This window comes from Maridesulfovibrio salexigens DSM 2638, assembly GCF_000023445.1.
GTDB classification, from domain to species: domain Bacteria; phylum Desulfobacterota; class Desulfovibrionia; order Desulfovibrionales; family Desulfovibrionaceae; genus Maridesulfovibrio; species Maridesulfovibrio salexigens.
This window is the reverse complement of the sequence record NC_012881.1, coordinates 67,501-83,220: the sequence shown is the minus strand read 5'-3', so window position 1 is coordinate 83,220 and position 15,720 is coordinate 67,501. Positions and strand designations below refer to the sequence as shown.

The window sequence follows — 15,720 nt, the reverse complement described above, 5'->3', positions numbered from 1 at the left end:
AATCCCCCTGAAGCGATACTTCAGGGGGATTTGTTTTTGAAAATGATATTTATTTGAAATCAGGATTTAGTACTGGAAACTAACCGAAGAGTTTGAAGCGGCGGCGAAGAACTCAGAAGCTTGATTCTGGTAAGCCCGAACTCCGGCCATTTGTCTTGCTGAGAATATTTTTCCCTGTGGTTCAGTATTAGTGGCAGGCTCTTTACTCTCTTCAGCATTAACTCCTGTAACCTGTGCAGCCTGCTGCTTTGCCAACTCTTCCTCTTCCTCAGAAACAATACCATCGCCATTTAAATCCTTTTCCTCGTCATCCTTTTCCTTCTGAAAAAAATTCTTCTTGAACTCCGACAATGCTTCAGAAAACAGACTACCCTCTTGAACCCGCTCCTCGGCATCTCTCAAGGAATCGATTTCAGTTTGTGAGACTTTGCCGTCTCCGTCCGAATCAAGCATGTTGAATGTTTTTTCATCCAGTCCGCTATTTTCAAGGGTAACCTTTTTTTGAGCAGGAGGCTGCATACCCTTTGCGGCAGTCTTTTCCGCCTGCTGCATCTCTACATCAAGCTTGCCGATTGCTCCTTTTTGCTGCTGCATCTGATCAAGCTTAGCCTGAACTTCAGCAACGGAAATCCTTCCGTCACCATCAGCATCATATTTAGAAAACTCTTTGTTGCGCAGCCCTGATTCATCGAGATCAAGGATGCCATCGCCATCCTTGTCCCTCGATATCATTAATGAATCAATAAAATCAGCCTGCTGACTCTGCTCTATAATTCTTGAATCATCGGGAGCATAATTCGCACTCACCTGCGAATTTTCAGAGCCGTCAATTACTGAAATACTCATCCCAATACTCCTGAGCTATCCGCGCTGAACGGAGGGTAATAGTTGCCTGATAAAAAACATTAAGAACTATAAAGCAATTATCATTCCAGCACTCAGGACCATAAATATCGATTAATCCGGTGCTTATCACCTTCTGGCATCTGGAGCGCAGCTTCGATCCATATGAATTCTGTAGTACTGAGCTATTACCATTGCCACCTCGGATTTTGCTAACCTGCCTTTAATTAAGTTATCAAAAAGGAGACAGACAATGGCTAAAAAAATTCTGATGATCGTCGGTGACTTTGTTGAAGACTATGAAGTAATGGTTCCCTTTCAGGCTTTGCAGGCTATGGGCTTTGAAGTGGACGCAGTATGCCCGGATAAAAAGGCAGGAGAACAGGTTGCCACTGCGGTTCATGATTTTGAATCCCAGCAGACCTACCTCGAACGTCCCGGCCACAACTTTACCCTGAATGCAGACTTTGACAGTGTTAATACCGGAGATTATGCTGCACTTGTAGTTCCCGGCGGCAGGGCTCCTGAGTATCTGCGTCTGAATGAAAAAGTACTCGATATGGTGCGCGATTTTTCCGACCGCCCCGTAGCAGCAGTCTGCCACGGCCCCCAGCTTCTTGTAGCTGCAGGTATGCTTGAAGGCAAAAAAGTATCCGCCTATCCAGCCTGCGCCCCTGAAGTAAAACTTGCAGGTGGGGAATACGTTGAAATCGACCTTGATGATGCCATTTGTGATGGCAATCTCGTAACCGCTCCCGCATGGCCAGCCCATCCTAAATGGCTGCGCCTGCTGGTTGACCGCATCGGTTAATCAGTCCAAAGGCGGGAAAAGCACGCGAGGGAATCCCATGTGTGAAATATATGCTTCCACCCCGCCAGCGGAATATGAACAAATTACCCGCTCCATCAGGATAAACGGTGCTGTGACCAGCATCCGCATTGAACGAAGATTCTGGAATATCCTTGATGAGCTGGCAGAAGAAGAACAAACCAGTACAGGCAAATTTATCTCGACCCTCCACAACGAGGCATATAGCCTTAACGGTGAGATATCCAACTTCGCCTCTTTGCTGCGTGTTGTATGCACCACCTATCTGGTGAATAAATCGACCTGATCCACAGTAATATAAAGCAATATGAAAGCCCGTCTTTTAAGGCGGGCTTTTTTATGGACCTGCGTTGACACGAAATTTCGTTACGTATACATCAAACACATATCCATTGAAAATAATATCGTTACAAGCGCAAACAACAAAGCAACTCTGAGGTATCCATGAACAAGTTCTTTTCCGCTGTCCTGTCCCTGCTCGTTACCCTATGTGTCGCCTTACCAGCCTTCGGCGGAACCAGAACTATCACCGATATGGCCGGACGTACGGTGGAAATACCGGAAAAAGTAGAACGCGTAATCTGTTCCGGCCCCGGCTGCCTGCGCTATCTGACTTATCTTCAAGGACAGGACATGATCGTAGGTGTGGACTCTATTGAGCACCGCAAAACAAGATTTGATGCGCGCCCGTATGCCATTGCCAATTCGCAATTTAAGAAAATGCCCCTCATCGGTGAATTCCGGGGCCATGACAACCCTGAATTGATCCTCGGCCTTGAACCCCAGCCGCAGGTAATATTCAAGACATACAAAGATATGGGCTACGACCCGGACGAACTTCAGGCTAAGACCGGAATTCCGGTAGTCTGCCTTTCATACGCCAGCTTAGCCGCCAAGCGGGATGTTATCTACAAGTCACTGCAACTCATGGGCGATGTTATCGGCAAACAGGAACGAGCCAAGGCAGTGTGTGACTTTATGGAAGGCCATATTACCGACCTGAGCAAAAGAACCGCAGACATCCCCAAAGACAAACGCAAATCCTGCTACGTTGGCGGTATTGCCAAGAAAGGACCGCACGGTTTCCAGTCCACCGAACCAGCTTACCCGCCTTTCCGCTTTGTAAATGCTTTGAACGTAGCCTGTCCGCCCAAAGGCCACGGCAAACCCTTGCAGCATGCCAATGTTTCCAAGGAACAGATTGTTGCATGGAACCCGGAAATCCTCTTTGTTGATATTTCCACCTCCCAACTGGGTGAAAATGCCGGGGCAATCTATGAAATCAAGACCGACCCCGCTTACCAGTCACTTGATGCGGTTGCTTCGGGTGAAGTTTACACTGTACTGCCCTACAACTGGTATTCCCGGAACTACGGTTCAATCATTGCCGATGCTTACTATGTAGGTAAGGTTCTCTACCCTGAAAGATTTGAAGACATCGATCCATCTGCCGAGGCAGATAAAATATACAACTTTATGGTCGGTGCTCCGGTTCTTGAGACCATGACCAAAGCATTCAGCGTAAAAGGTTTTGAAAAACTGGAGCTGAAATAGCTTATGCATTTTGATGACGGACAGATCCCCGCGGAATACTCGCGGCATATACGGCAGAAGTCATTTTTCATAGCAGCCGGATTACTGCTTGCCGGAGCCATGCTGGTTACCTCCATCGGTATGGGGCCGGTTTCCATCTCAGCACCGGAAACCCTGCTTACTCTGCTTGGTGATACTGTATCTAAAAGGTTTGACCTGATCATCTGGAATATCAGACTTCCGCAGGCCCTGACCGCCTTGGCTGCGGGAGCAGGACTCTCCGTAGCCGGGGCGGTCATGCAGGCCATCCTGCGTAACCCGCTTGGATCTCCGTTCACCTTGGGAATCTCCCATGCGGCTGCTTTTGGCGCAGCAGTCTCAGTCATGCTGCTAGACCTCGGAACCATGACCAGCTCCAATGTAGGTGCAGTGAACATCAACTCGCCCTACCTGACCACCATGGTAGCTTTCGGATTCAGCCTCATCGCCACCTTTGCCATCATAGCAATTTCACGCACACGCAGGGCCACACCGGAAGTGATGGTCCTGACCGGGGTGGCCTTAGGCGCACTGTTCACCGCCGGGACTATGTTCCTGCAATATTTTGCAGATGACGTGCAGCTGGCAGCCATGGTTTTCTGGACCTTTGGAGATGTAGCAAGGGCTACATGGACGGAACTGGGAATAATCAGCGCGGTAACCGTCATTGCCTATATCTGGTTCACGGCCAACCGCTGGAACTTCAATGCCATTGAAGCCGGGGATGAGACAGCCAAAGGACTGGGCGTAAAAGTTGAAAGGGTCCGTTTAACAGGAATGCTGCTATCCTCGCTGGTAACGGCGGTCATTGTTTCATTTCTGGGTATAATCGGCTTTGTGGGGCTGGTCTGTCCGCACATGGTCCGGCGCTTGATCGGTGATGATTACCGATTCCTGCTTCCGGCATCCTGCATTGTGGGCGCGGTACTGCTGCTCGCTGCGGACACTGCGGCAAGACTCATGCTGGCCCCCAACGTGCTGCCCGTTTCAGTGCTGACCGCATTCCTCGGGGCTCCGGTCTTTATCTGGCTGATCATCAGGGGGAGCAAATGAACATCAAGGTCAACAACATAAATTTCAGCTATAGCGGAACCCCGATTCTAAAGGATGTAGATTTCACCGTTGAACAAGGTGAACTGCTGGCTATTCTCGGGCCTAATGGTGCGGGTAAAACAACCCTGCTCAAATGCATGAACGCCATCCACAGGCCGGGAAAAGGATCGGTTCTGGTCAAGGAAAAAGATGTATTCAAGCTCGCTTCAGACGATATTGCCCGCTTGATCGGCTACGTGCCGCAGCGGGTAGAACCAGCCCGCCTGACCGTTTTTGATGCCGTGCTCATGGGCCGCAAACCGCATATCAAATGGCGCGTCCGTGACCATGACATTTGTATTGTAGATGCTGCTTTGAAGCGACTTTCACTCGACCATCTTTCACTGCGTTACATCGACCTGCTCAGCGGAGGAGAATTGCAGAAGGTCAGCATCGCCCGTGCTCTTGTACAGGAACCGGACGTGCTCCTGCTGGACGAACCGACCAGCTCCCTCGATCTCAAAAACCAGCTTGAAATCCTGCGCACTGTGCGGGCGGTGGTCAAAGGGCACAAGGTTTCAGCGATCATGACTATGCATGACCTGAACACAGCGCTTCGTTATGCGGATAAATTCATTTTCCTCAAGAGCGGAACGGTCTGCGGCTGCGGAGGGAAAAACTCGATCAGCCCGGAAATAATCGAGCAGGTTTACGGCGTGGAAGTTGAAATTGAAATGCGAAAGGGGTGCCCGGTAATCCATCCAGTGGAAGACCTAGAAGCACTCGATTATGAACAGGAGCACTCTCACAAACATTTGCATGAAATGAGGCAATAAAACATGACATACTTTTCAGAAGACCGGATTAAACAAACAATCGAATTTCACGGCCACCAGTGCCCCGGACTCGCCATAGGCGTCCGTGCGGCAGAACTTTGCCTACGCGAACTGGGACACCATGACGATTCATCCATCGTTGCCATATGCGAAACCGACATGTGCGGAGTGGATGCAATCCAGTTCCTGACCGGATGCTCCGTAGGTAAAGGCAACCTGATTCTCAAGGATCACGGTAAAATGGCCTTTACTTTCTACCGCCGTGAGGACGGTAAAGGATTCCGGGCCATGCTCAACCCCGACTTTATCGGTGGATTACGCTCTGAAATGGGCCGCCTGATGGAAGTTGTGTACGAAGGCACCCCAACTCCCGAAGAGGAAGAACGATGCACACAGGTACGCGCTGAATGTGAAAAACAATATTACACAGCCGATCTTGCGGACATGTTCATTAAACAGGAACCGCAGATTAAAATGCCCCGTCCGGCATCCATACTGCAATCACTTGTCTGTGAGGATTGCGGAGAGATGCATATGGAGTCACGTTCGCGGCGTTTCGCAGGACGTACGCTATGCCTGACCTGCTTTGATAAGGTTGAACAGAAAATGTAAAAAAAGGGTCTCTGTCACACTGACAGAGGCCCTTTTACTTTAACTGCAATTCTAAGCCTTAAGCAGGATTCTTAACCTTGTAGAACATGGCGTACAGTACCGGGACAACCAACAGGGTAAGCACGGTTGCAAAGGCCAGACCTGCCATAATAGTTACCGCCATAGCCGAGAAGAAAGCATCAGTCACCAACGGCAGCATACCGAGGATGGTGGTTCCGGCAGCCATAGCAACCGGACGGATACGGCTAAGAGCCGAATCCACTACCGCACGATAAGGTTCCTTGCCCTCTGCAAGTTCCAGATTGATCTGATCCAGCAAAACAATCGCGTTCTTGATCAACATACCGGAAAGCGAAAGGAAGCCCAGCAGGGCCATGAAACCGAACGGTTCCCCGGTCAGGAGCAAACCGCAAGTAACCCCGATAATCGACAAAGGTACGGTCAACCAGATGATGGTCGGGATTCGCAGATTGTTAAAGAGCATTACAGTCGCAAGGATCATAATTAGGAACGGCCCGCCTAAGCTGGCAGCAAGACTGCCCTGCGCGTCAGAAGCATCTTCAAATTCACCGCCCCACTCCATTGTGTAGCCTGCAGGAATTTTCATCCCTTCAATCTGCGGCCGCAACTCATTAAAGAGCACGGATGGCAGACCTTCAACAGGTTCGCAGGAAGCGGTGATAGTCAGCATACGGTTACGGGTGAGCAACTTGCCCGGCTCAATATTGGTTTTAAATCCGGAAACCACCTCTTCCACCGGAATCATGCGTCCGGCAACCGGACTGAAAATCTGCACGTCACCGATCTGGTTTACATCCAGTCTTTCCTTATCCGGGGGGCGGGCTACTATGGGCAGAAGCTTATCTCCCTCACGATAAACACCGATATTGGTTCCGCTGAAGAACATCTGCATGGCCTTGGCAAGATCAGGACGGGTGATACCTGCTCTCTTTGCCTGAGCCTCCATAATCACCGGACTCAAGACTTTCACATCCTGACGCCAGTCATCGCGTACGGATTCAGCTCGTCCGGTAGCGAGCATAATATCCTGTGCTTCATGGGAAAGTTCACGCAGAACTTTAGTATCAGGCCCACTGAAACGGACTTCAATAGAGGCTGCGCGTCCGGGACCGAGCTTGAATTTTTTAACCTTTGCTTCGGCCTGCGGATAATTTTCGTACAAGTACTTTTTATAGCGATCCATGACTTCGCCGGTTGTTTCATAATCCTTCACCTCCACCAGCAGAAGACCGTAAGACTCCGCCGTTTTTTCGGGAGAATAGGTAAGGATAAAACGTGGTGCGCCCTGTCCGGTAAATGTTGAGACATTCTTAACCTGTTCATCCTTAAGGATCACTTCAGCCAGATCCTGTACATCTTCGGCTGTGGCCCGGATGTCAGTTCCCTGCGGCAACCAGTAATGAATATAGAAACGGGGCTGGGTTGAATCCGGGAAGAAACTCTGCTTAACGAACCCGAAACCATAAATCGATCCGGCCAGCATTACAGCCAGAGTTGCCATAGTCAGAACTCTTTTGCGCAGACAGAATTCAAGAATTCTGCGGTAAGCACGAAAGATGAACCCTCCATAGGGATCGCCCTCTTCGCTGATCTTGGGACGCAAGAACATTTCGCACAGCAACGGGGTTACGGTTACTGCAGTAATCCAGCTCATCATCAAAGAGATAAAGAGAACAATGAACAGGGAACGGCAGAATTCACCAACACTGTCAGGACTTAAGCCGATACCTGCAAAAGCCATGATGGCGATAATGGTACCGCCAAGAAGCGGCCATTTACTCTGCTCAACAACATCCACTGCGGCCTGAATGCGGTCCATACCTTTCTGGTAACGGATCAGAACCCCTTCGATAACCACAATGGCGTTATCCACCAGCATACCAAGGGCAATGATCAATGCCCCAAGCGAGATACGCTCCAGTGCGACCCCGGCCATCTGGATAAAGATAAATGATCCGCAAATTGTGATCAGCAGAATAGCCCCGATAAGCAGACCGGACTGCATGCCCATGAAAAGCAAAAGCACAATGATAACAATCGCCACTGCCTCGGCAAGGTTGATAACAAAAGAGTTAACAGCATTATCTACCCTGCTGGGCTGGAAATAGACTTCCTCGACATTAATACCTACCGGAGTCTGAGCCTGTAGCTGATCCAACTTGGCATTAATGGCCTGCCCCAGCTCAACAACGTTGGCTGAAGGATTCATTGATATACCGATGGCTATGGCATTGTGACCGTTAAAGCCCATTATCTGGGAGGGAGGGCTCTGATAGCCGCGATGAATTTCAGCCACATCGCGCAACGGGACAAGTTTACCGGAACCGTCACGGATGAACAGATCACCAAGATCCTCAACCGACTCAACACCGCCTGAAGGTGCTATCTCAATATACTCCCGACCAACTTTTACATTACCGGACTCAACTACAAGGTTGCGGTTGGAGAGTGTATTGTAGACTGAATCGAGCGAGACTCCCAGCTGGGCCATTCTTGCCCGCGAGATCTCCACAAAGACAGTTTCTTGCTGTTCACCCCAGACGGTGATCTTGGCAACGTTTTCAACCAGCAGCAGTTGCTTACGCAAAAAAGTTACGTAATCCTGCAAATCCTGCTGTGAATATCCGTCCCCGGTTACCGAGAGCAAGATACCGTAAACATCACTGAAATCATCGATAACAAGAGAAGGCCCTGCCCCGGGGGGGAGAAAGGACTGGGCGTCACTTACCTTGCGGCGGAGTTCATCCCAGACTTGGGGCAGGGTGTTCTTGTCGTATTTATCCTGCACTTCAACTGTGACAATGGATTGTCCACGGTTTGAAATGGCAGTTACCTTATCAAGCTGTTTAAGCTGCTGTGCAGCACCTTCAATAACGTCCGTAACTTCGTCGGCGACCTCTGCCGGCGTAGCACCGGGATAGTTGGTAACAACCAACGCTTCCTTAATGGTAAACTCAGGGTCCTCAAGGCGGGGCATATCCAGAAATGCCTTTATCCCACCAAGGAAAAACACAATTGTCAGGACCAATGAAACGGTTTTCTTTTCAATGGTCAGCCGTGCAAAACTCATCCGCGGCCCCCGATTCTACCCTTGAGGATTTTTACTTCCTGTCCGTCACGCAGGTAATGCGCCCCGGACACAACCACTTGTTCGCCGGGATTAACTCCTTCATGAATCTCGAAACTATCGTTAACAATCCGGCCGACCTCAACGGAACGTTTTTTCACTGCTCCTTTTTCATATACCCAGACGAATTTATCCTGATCGGGATAGCCAACTACAGCTGAGATAGGTACGGAAACAGAGCTTGCATCTTTATTTTCCGGCATACTGGCAACGACTTCCGCAGTCATGCCCGGATGGATGGAAAGACCGTTGGGATTTTCCATTTTAAGCGTTACTTCATATGTCTGAGTCTCAGCATTTGCTTTGGTCTGAAACTCCTTAATATCGAGTTTGAAATCACGATCCGGATATGTCTCAAATTTAGCTATACCCTTAAAATTACTGCTATCAGTATTAATGAATCCACGGACCCATATATTTTCAGGAACATCCACAACAACATCAAGAGCCGAAGTATCCTCTAATTGAACAATCGACTCCTTAGCCTGCACAAATTCGTGGTTCTCCACAGACTTTACGGCAATTGTTCCACTAAATGGAGCTTCAAGACGGGTGTACTGAAGATTAAGCTTGGCTCTACGCAATTCCTGAATCAGGGAATTAACCGTAGCTCGGCTACTTTCAAATGTACTCTGTGCTGAATCAAAAGCTGATTGGGCTACAGTGTCAGACTCCAGCAGCTTTGCATTTCGTTCGTAGTTCAGTTTCGCTTCCTTCATGACCGAACGAGCACCAATGAGCTTAGCCTCAAGGTCGGCAACAGCAGCTTCGAAATCACGCTGATCCAAAGTGGCTATGACCTGCCCTTTTTGCACGAAGTCCCCTTCTTTAACACTGAACTGTTCAATCTGGCCGGGAACACGGAAAGCCAAAGTAGCTTCGCGGGTCGCTTTAACCTTACCGGGAAATTTCCTCAGCTCAGGAGCACTGTCGTCAGTAATTTTCATTACCCTTACCGGTCGAACTGGCTGTTCTACTTTAATTTCTTCCTTACATCCCGGTAAAAGCATCATTGCCATAATCAAAAATAACAATTTATTGCGCATGGTTCTCCCCCCACTGCGTTCTATTTTTATCTTCTAATCAATCAGTTGATTAGTTGTTGGTTAAAAAAATTATTCCCAAAGGGCAGGGCTTCCCGCCTTCAACAGAAGAGTGACTGTCTTGCGGTACTCGTCAACTTTCTGGTCATCATCAATATAGTGACCACCACCAAGTAAGTAGTCTGAAAAGACAGTACCCAAAACAGCTGTGAAACAGATATCTTTAACTTCTTCCCGATGATCTGTCTTAGCACCGGTCTTGGCCAAGAATTGCGTAAAGTGCTCCCAACCTATGTTATAAAGGGCTAATCGCAGATCCTGCAATTCTTCACTATCATGGTTAAGCTCGCGCAACCCAACTAGGTAGACGTTCCTGTTGTTTCTTGCATCATCAAGGAAGGCTGCCACGTTGAGTTCGACCAACTCACCGTGATTCCGAGCCTCAGACATGGATTTTTTGATCACGGAAACCATTCGATCACTGAAAGATGTAAAGATCTCACGCAACAGACCTGTCTTACCTCCAAAGTAGTAAGATATCATGGCACTGTTTACGTCAGCTTCACGGGCTATATCCCTGATTCCAACTGAGTTGAAGGAACGTTCAGCAAAAAGCTTGGCCCCGGCATGGAATATTTTTTCGCGCTTAGTCATGCGACTCAATTAATCATTCGATTAATTTTTGTCAATCGTCTGATTAACTATTCACAAATTAGTTTTCTACCAAAGATTCTTGGTATCTAACTCTTCCAAAACCTTGGGTGCATCAGATTTTTTGCTGATATTGATAACTTCCACCCGGCGATTCTGAGCTCTGCCCTGCGCATTTTCATTGGATGCTATAGGCTGATCCTCGCCCATGCCCTGAACTTCAATACGAGCTGGATCAATATTAAAATGAACTGCAAGATAATTTCTAACCGATTCTGCACGTTTTAAGCTCAATGAACGATTGTATTCGCTTTTTCCGGCAGAATCAGTATGCCCGACCAACCTTACCTGCATAGACTGGCCCGGACCGGAAGTCAGCGCTACGCCGAGAGAATCGACCACGGGGTTAGCTTTCTCACTGATCTTGGCTGAATTAACTTTAAATTCGATTTTAAGAAAAACACGTCCACCCGGATCGGTAATCATACGAAGAATGTCATCAGAATTTGCGGCAAAGCCATCCTGCCCGGCGTAGGAAAATGGTATACAGCTAAAAATAAACATGATCAGGAATGCAAATTTCTTCATAAATACCTCCGGGCAAACTTTAAAGGATAGCAATAAAATACCCTCTCCACAGCTCTGGGGCAAGGATTTCTATTTCAGGCGGAATCAATAACTCGGCTTTGAGCGGCCTTTCTTTACTTCGGACCTCTTCTTCTTGTTATCAAGCCGCTTGCGTTTTGCAGAATACGGAACTTTTGTTTTGCGTCTTTTGCGTACAGGCTTAAGGGCTTCTGCCAGCATCTTAGTAAAGCGCGAAACAACCTCCTCCTTATTTCGAAACTGACTGCGGTGTTCCTCACAGGATAACTGCAATTCCCCTTTAGTATTAATACGCCCTGAAAGACGAGACATGATCAACGTCTTCTGGTAATCACTAAGACTCGGGGAATCTTGTACATTAAAAACCAACGTGACCTTGGAAGAGGTCTTATTTACATGCTGCCCGCCGGGGCCGGAGCTGCGGCTGGTTAGAAAAGTTATTTCATTCTCAGGTATGGACAATGTGTGAGTGATACTTATCATAGCTATCGGCTGGATATTCTGTCTTTTGTATGCGTATGTGGCGTACGCATTCTATTAAGTACGGTGCTTCGGGTCTTGCATCGTTCTTACTTTTTTTCAAGGAGAATTTATAATGAAAATCGCACTTCCCTCCAGAGATGGAATGGTCGACGGTCACTTCGGACATTGTGAAGCTTTCACCATCTACACTCTGGATGAGTCCAAAAATATCATCGAAGAAGAAAAACTCACCCCTCCTCCGGGTTGCGGATGCAAATCCAACATCGTACCCACTCTCGCTGAAAAAGGTGTAACCGTAATGCTGGCGGGCAACATGGGACAGGGAGCGGTCAACCTCTTGCAGAACAGCGGCATTCAGGTTATCCGCGGATGTGGTGGTGAACTTAAAGAAGCGGTTGCTCAGTGGGCGGCAGGAAATCTGACCGACTCCGCAACTGTCTGCGACGACCACGGTTCCTGCGGCAACCACTAGAATTTAGGATTAAACATTAATCCGCAGCCCGCAAATAAATAATTGGAGATAGAACATGAATGAATGTCCCTGCGGTTCCGGTAACGCTTACGAAAGCTGCTGCGAACCCTACATCACAGGAAAAGAGCCTGCACCCACTGCTGAAGCACTGATGCGTTCCCGCTACAGTGCATTCGTTGTAAAGAATGTCGACTACCTCGGCGATACCCTCGCCCCGGAAAGCAAGCACGATTACGATGAGAATCAGGTTAAAACCTGGGCGGAAACATCCACATGGCTCGGCCTTGAAATTGTTTCTACCTCCAAGGGCCTTGCTGATGATGAAACCGGTGAAGTAGAATTCATCGCCAAATTCAGGCAGTCAGGAGCGATCCACACCCATCACGAAGCCAGCCGCTTTGAAAAAAGAGATGGCAACTGGCTCTACCTCGAGGGTGATATCGTGCCCCCCATGCCGATTAAGAAAGATAAGAAAGTAGGACGTAATGAACCCTGTCCCTGCGGCAGCGGTAAGAAATACAAGAAGTGCTGCGGCTAACCGCAACCTTCCACAAGTCTGAAATGATAAAACCCCCGTTCCTTGGAACGGGGTTTTTTCTATTTGTATTGAGAACTTTGCATCTATTTATCTGAGTATATTCAGAGTTGCTCTGTGAGATTAACACAGACAACCACAAACAGGACATACACATTTAAGTTCATATCCCTCTGAGAAAGCCAGAACACTGCCTGTAGGTTCTTGTATTGCTAAAACTGACCACCTTTATGTGAACCAGAAAAAAAATAGCGCAGAACGCAAATTCTTCTGAAACAGATCGCCTTAAGAAAAGAAATATACGCAGCAAGAGTCCAACCAAAAATCCCGCCCCAAACAAGTAAAGCCCCCTTGAGTTAACAAGGGGGCTTTGAAATAAAAAAGCTTGCGGCGACCTACTTTCCCACTAGCTACCTAGCAGTATCATCGGCGATGGAGAGCTTAACTTCCGAGTTCGGAATGGGGTCGGGTGTGACCTCTCCTCAATGGCCGCAAGCAAATTTGCTTGCTCGTTTGAGCAAAATATATTGTTTAATAGAGAAGAATTAGAGTTCCATTAGCTTCAACCGTTTAGGGTTAAAGTTAAGGGAAGAGAAGAAAAATAAGTCGCACGATTTATTAGTACTGGTCAGCTGAATGCATCACTGCACTTACACCTCCAGCCTATCAACCAGGTGGTCTACCTGGAATCTTTAGATGCTAAAGCATAGGGATAACTAATCTTGAGGCAGGCTTCCCGCTTAGATGCTTTCAGCGGTTATCCCTTCCGAACTTAGCTACCCTGCAATGCCGCTGGCGCGACAACAGGAACACCATAGGTTCGTCCACCCCGGTCCTCTCGTACTAGGGACAGACCCTCTTCAATTATCCTACGCCCACGGTAGATAGGGACCAAACTGTCTCACGACGTTTTAAACCCAGCTCGCGTACCACTTTAATCGGCGAACAGCCGAACCCTTGGGACCTGCTTCAGCCCCAGGATGTGATGAGCCGACATCGAGGTGCCAAACCGCGCCGTCGATGTGAACTCTTGGGCGCGATCAGCCTGTTATCCCCGGCGTACCTTTTATCCTATGAGCGATGGCCCTTCCATGCGGAACCACCGGATCACTAAGACCAACTTTCGTTCCTGCTCGACATGTCTGTCTTACAGTCAAGCTCCCTTATGCCTTTGCACTCGACGGCTGGTTTCCAATCAGCCTGAGGGAACCTTTGCAAGCCTCCGTTACTTTTTGGGAGGCGACCGCCCCAGTCAAACTACCCACCAGACACTGTCTCCAAGCCGGATAACGGCGTTGGATTAGAATTCAAGACTATCAAGGGTGGTATTTCAAGGTTGGCTCCACCGACACTGGCGTGCCGACTTCAAAGCCTCCCACCTATCCTACACATGATAGCCCTAAACCCAATGTCAAGCTATAGTAAAGGTGCACAGGGTCTTTCCGTCTTACCGCGGGTAACCGGCATTTTCACCGGTAATTCAATTTCACTGAGTCTCTGGTTGAGACAGTGGGGAGATCGTTACGCCATTCGTGCAGGTCGGAACTTACCCGACAAGGAATTTCGCTACCTTAGGACCGTTATAGTTACGGCCGCCGTTTACTGGGGCTTCAATTCGGAGCTTCGACCGAAGTCTAACACCTCCTTTTAACCTTCCAGCACCGGGCAGGCGTCAGTCCCTATACATCGTCTTACGACTTAGCAGAGACCTATGTTTTTAGTAAACAGTCGCCCCCCCCGATTCTCTGCGGCTCCAAACAGCTCATTAAGTGAATCAAGTCACCGTCTGGAGCATCCCTTCTCGCTAACTTACGGGATCATTTTGCCGAGTTCCTTAACCAGAGTTCTCTCAAGCGCCTTGGTCTACTCGACCCGACTACCTGTGTTGGTTTGCGGTACGGTCAACAAATGCTAAACTTAGAAGATTTTCTAGGCAGTCTGGAATTACTCACTTCAAACGTAAAGTTACGGCATCGTGTCTCGGCCTTAAAAAGGAACGGATTTGCCTATTCCTTAAGCCTACGCACTTACACCGGCATATCCAACAGCCGGCTGAGCTATCCTACTGCGTCCCTCCATCGCACACATTTGCTGGTACGGGAATATTAACCCGTTTTCCATCGACTACGCCTTTCGGCCTCGCCTTAGGGACCGACTAACCCTGGGAAGATTAGCTTTACCCAGGAAACCTTAGTCTTACGGCGAACAAGTTTCTCACTTGTTTTATCGTTACTCATGCCAGCATAATCACTTCTCATTAGTCCAGCAAACCTTCCGATTCACCTTCATCCCATCTGAGAACGCTCTCCTACCGATGCGTCAAAGACGCATCCCGTAGCTTCGGTACCATACTTAGCCCCGTTACATTTTCGGCGCAGAATCGTTAGACCAGTGAGCTATTACGCTTTCTTTAAAGGATGGCTGCTTCTAAGCCAACCTCCTGGCTGTCTATACAACTCCACCACCTTTTCCACTGAGTATGGATTTGGGGACCTTAGCTGACGGTCTGGGCTGTTTCCCTTTCGACTACGGACCTTCGCACCCGCAGTCTGACTCCCAGGATATATCTTACGGCATTCGGAGTTTGATAAGGTTTGGTAATCTGGTGGGACCCCTAGCCTTGTCAGTGCTCTACCTCCGCAAGAAAACTCCTGAGGCTATACCTCAATATATTTCGGAGAGAACCAGCTATCACCAAGTTTGATTGGCCTTTCACCCCTATCCACAGGTCATCCGAGTAATTTTCAACTTACAACGGTTCGGCCCTCCACTTGATTTTACTCAAGCTTCAGCCTGCCCATGGATAGATCACCTGGTTTCGGGTCTAATCCGCAATACTTGTCGCCCTATTCAGACTCGCTTTCGCTACGGCTACACATCACTGCTTAACCTTGCATTACAGATTAACTCACTGGCCCATTATGCAAAAGGCAAGTGGTCACAGAACAAGTCTGCTCCCACAGCTTGTAGGCAACTGGTTTCAGGTTCTATTTCACTCCCCTAACAGGGGTTCTTTTCACCTTTCCCTCACGGTACTGGTTCGCTATCGGTCTCTAAG

Annotated in this window: 14 protein-coding genes and 2 rRNA genes (1 of these 16 only partly in view); 8 read left to right on the top strand and 8 right to left on the bottom strand. The window is 48.5% G+C overall.

From position 1 onward, the window contains the following. Positions 1-66 precede the first annotated feature (66 nt). Positions 67-846 carry an EF-hand domain-containing protein gene (locus tag DESAL_RS00425; protein ID WP_012765675.1) on the bottom strand — a complete coding sequence of 260 codons (780 nt, stop codon included), beginning with the start codon at positions 844-846 and terminating at the stop codon, positions 67-69. Positions 847-1,096: 250 nt separating this feature from the next. Here DESAL_RS00425 and DESAL_RS00420 point away from each other — a divergent pair, with 250 nt between their 5' ends. The 6 genes from DESAL_RS00420 to DESAL_RS00395 all read left to right on the top strand — a co-directional run bounded on the left by DESAL_RS00420 (position 1,097) and on the right by DESAL_RS00395 (position 5,724). Next, positions 1,097-1,654: a DJ-1/PfpI family protein gene (locus DESAL_RS00420; RefSeq protein ID WP_012765674.1), complete on the top strand. Its 558-nt coding sequence runs from the start codon at positions 1,097-1,099 to the stop codon at positions 1,652-1,654. Between the two features lie 37 nt (positions 1,655-1,691). Then, entirely contained in the window at positions 1,692-1,958 is a 267-nt protein-coding gene (locus DESAL_RS00415) for a ribbon-helix-helix domain-containing protein (RefSeq protein WP_012765673.1), read from the top strand. A gap of 158 nt (positions 1,959-2,116) precedes the next feature. Beyond that, positions 2,117-3,226, top strand: a complete 1,110-nt coding sequence (locus tag DESAL_RS00410; RefSeq protein WP_012765672.1) for an iron ABC transporter substrate-binding protein — start codon at positions 2,117-2,119, stop codon at positions 3,224-3,226. Positions 3,227-3,229: 3 nt separating this feature from the next. Then, positions 3,230-4,297, top strand: coding sequence for a FecCD family ABC transporter permease (locus tag DESAL_RS00405; protein ID WP_012765671.1), 1,068 nt, complete (start codon positions 3,230-3,232; stop codon positions 4,295-4,297). Continuing rightward, positions 4,294-5,112, top strand: a complete 819-nt coding sequence (locus tag DESAL_RS00400; RefSeq protein ID WP_012765670.1) for an ABC transporter ATP-binding protein — start codon at positions 4,294-4,296, stop codon at positions 5,110-5,112. The genes DESAL_RS00405 and DESAL_RS00400 overlap by 4 nt, the downstream gene beginning before the upstream one ends. 3 nt (positions 5,113-5,115) lie before the next feature. Next, positions 5,116-5,724 carry an FmdE family protein gene (locus DESAL_RS00395; RefSeq protein WP_012765669.1) on the top strand — a complete coding sequence of 203 codons (609 nt, stop codon included), beginning with the start codon at positions 5,116-5,118 and terminating at the stop codon, positions 5,722-5,724. Between the two features lie 58 nt (positions 5,725-5,782). Here DESAL_RS00395 and DESAL_RS00390 read toward each other — a convergent pair whose 3' ends face one another. The 5 genes from DESAL_RS00390 to arfB form a co-directional block, all read right to left on the bottom strand. Further along, complete coding sequence (locus tag DESAL_RS00390) at positions 5,783-8,815, bottom strand: efflux RND transporter permease subunit (protein WP_012765668.1); 3,033 nt, start codon at positions 8,813-8,815, stop codon at positions 5,783-5,785. Then, the gene (locus DESAL_RS00385) at positions 8,812-9,918 is read right to left on the bottom strand and encodes an efflux RND transporter periplasmic adaptor subunit (RefSeq protein WP_012765667.1); all 1,107 of its coding nucleotides are present in this window, start codon (positions 9,916-9,918) and stop codon (positions 8,812-8,814) included. Before DESAL_RS00385 ends, DESAL_RS00390 begins: the two co-directional genes overlap by 4 nt. 69 nt (positions 9,919-9,987) lie before the next feature. Continuing rightward, positions 9,988-10,569: a TetR/AcrR family transcriptional regulator gene (locus DESAL_RS19530; RefSeq protein WP_012765666.1), complete on the bottom strand. Its 582-nt coding sequence runs from the start codon at positions 10,567-10,569 to the stop codon at positions 9,988-9,990. Between the two features lie 66 nt (positions 10,570-10,635). Further along, positions 10,636-11,154: an OmpA family protein gene (locus DESAL_RS00375; protein WP_012765665.1), complete on the bottom strand. Its 519-nt coding sequence runs from the start codon at positions 11,152-11,154 to the stop codon at positions 10,636-10,638. Positions 11,155-11,238: 84 nt separating this feature from the next. Continuing rightward, positions 11,239-11,655 carry an alternative ribosome rescue aminoacyl-tRNA hydrolase ArfB gene (gene arfB, locus DESAL_RS00370; RefSeq protein ID WP_012765664.1) on the bottom strand — a complete coding sequence of 139 codons (417 nt, stop codon included), beginning with the start codon at positions 11,653-11,655 and terminating at the stop codon, positions 11,239-11,241. 112 nt (positions 11,656-11,767) lie between these two features. On the opposite strand from arfB, the gene DESAL_RS00365 reads away from it, so the two are divergent. Together DESAL_RS00365 and DESAL_RS00360 are read left to right on the top strand one after the other, a co-directional pair. Further along, positions 11,768-12,127 carry a NifB/NifX family molybdenum-iron cluster-binding protein gene (locus DESAL_RS00365; RefSeq protein WP_012765663.1) on the top strand — a complete coding sequence of 120 codons (360 nt, stop codon included), beginning with the start codon at positions 11,768-11,770 and terminating at the stop codon, positions 12,125-12,127. A 55-nt stretch (positions 12,128-12,182) separates the two neighbouring features. Continuing rightward, positions 12,183-12,665, top strand: a complete 483-nt coding sequence (locus DESAL_RS00360) for a YchJ family protein (RefSeq protein ID WP_012765662.1) — start codon at positions 12,183-12,185, stop codon at positions 12,663-12,665. A gap of 379 nt (positions 12,666-13,044) precedes the next feature. Here the strand turns inward: DESAL_RS00360 and rrf are convergent. Then, positions 13,045-13,159: ribosomal RNA gene (rrf, locus tag DESAL_RS00355) — 5S ribosomal RNA — on the bottom strand. 100 nt (positions 13,160-13,259) lie between these two features. After that, positions 13,260-15,720: ribosomal RNA gene (locus tag DESAL_RS00350) — 23S ribosomal RNA — on the bottom strand (it continues 475 nt past the right edge of the window).

Bases quoted from the DNA above. Each gene is read 5' to 3' on its own strand.
- DESAL_RS00385 (WP_012765667.1), bottom strand. From the start codon at position 9,918: ATGCGCAATAAATTGTTATTTTTGATTATGGCAATGATGCTTTTACCG.
- DESAL_RS00415 (WP_012765673.1), top strand. From the start codon at position 1,692: ATGTGTGAAATATATGCTTCCACCCCGCCAGCGGAATATGAACAAATT.
- DESAL_RS00390 (WP_012765668.1), bottom strand. From the start codon at position 8,815: ATGAGTTTTGCACGGCTGACCATTGAAAAGAAAACCGTTTCATTGGTC.
- DESAL_RS00395 (WP_012765669.1), top strand. From the start codon at position 5,116: ATGACATACTTTTCAGAAGACCGGATTAAACAAACAATCGAATTTCAC.
- arfB (WP_012765664.1), bottom strand. From the start codon at position 11,655: ATGATAAGTATCACTCACACATTGTCCATACCTGAGAATGAAATAACT.
- DESAL_RS00410 (WP_012765672.1), top strand. From the start codon at position 2,117: ATGAACAAGTTCTTTTCCGCTGTCCTGTCCCTGCTCGTTACCCTATGT.
- DESAL_RS00375 (WP_012765665.1), bottom strand. From the start codon at position 11,154: ATGAAGAAATTTGCATTCCTGATCATGTTTATTTTTAGCTGTATACCA.
- DESAL_RS00420 (WP_012765674.1), top strand. From the start codon at position 1,097: ATGGCTAAAAAAATTCTGATGATCGTCGGTGACTTTGTTGAAGACTAT.
- DESAL_RS00425 (WP_012765675.1), bottom strand. From the start codon at position 846: ATGAGTATTTCAGTAATTGACGGCTCTGAAAATTCGCAGGTGAGTGCG.
- DESAL_RS00365 (WP_012765663.1), top strand. From the start codon at position 11,768: ATGAAAATCGCACTTCCCTCCAGAGATGGAATGGTCGACGGTCACTTC.
- DESAL_RS00400 (WP_012765670.1), top strand. From the start codon at position 4,294: ATGAACATCAAGGTCAACAACATAAATTTCAGCTATAGCGGAACCCCG.
- DESAL_RS19530 (WP_012765666.1), bottom strand. From the start codon at position 10,569: ATGACTAAGCGCGAAAAAATATTCCATGCCGGGGCCAAGCTTTTTGCT.
- DESAL_RS00405 (WP_012765671.1), top strand. From the start codon at position 3,230: ATGCATTTTGATGACGGACAGATCCCCGCGGAATACTCGCGGCATATA.
- DESAL_RS00360 (WP_012765662.1), top strand. From the start codon at position 12,183: ATGAATGAATGTCCCTGCGGTTCCGGTAACGCTTACGAAAGCTGCTGC.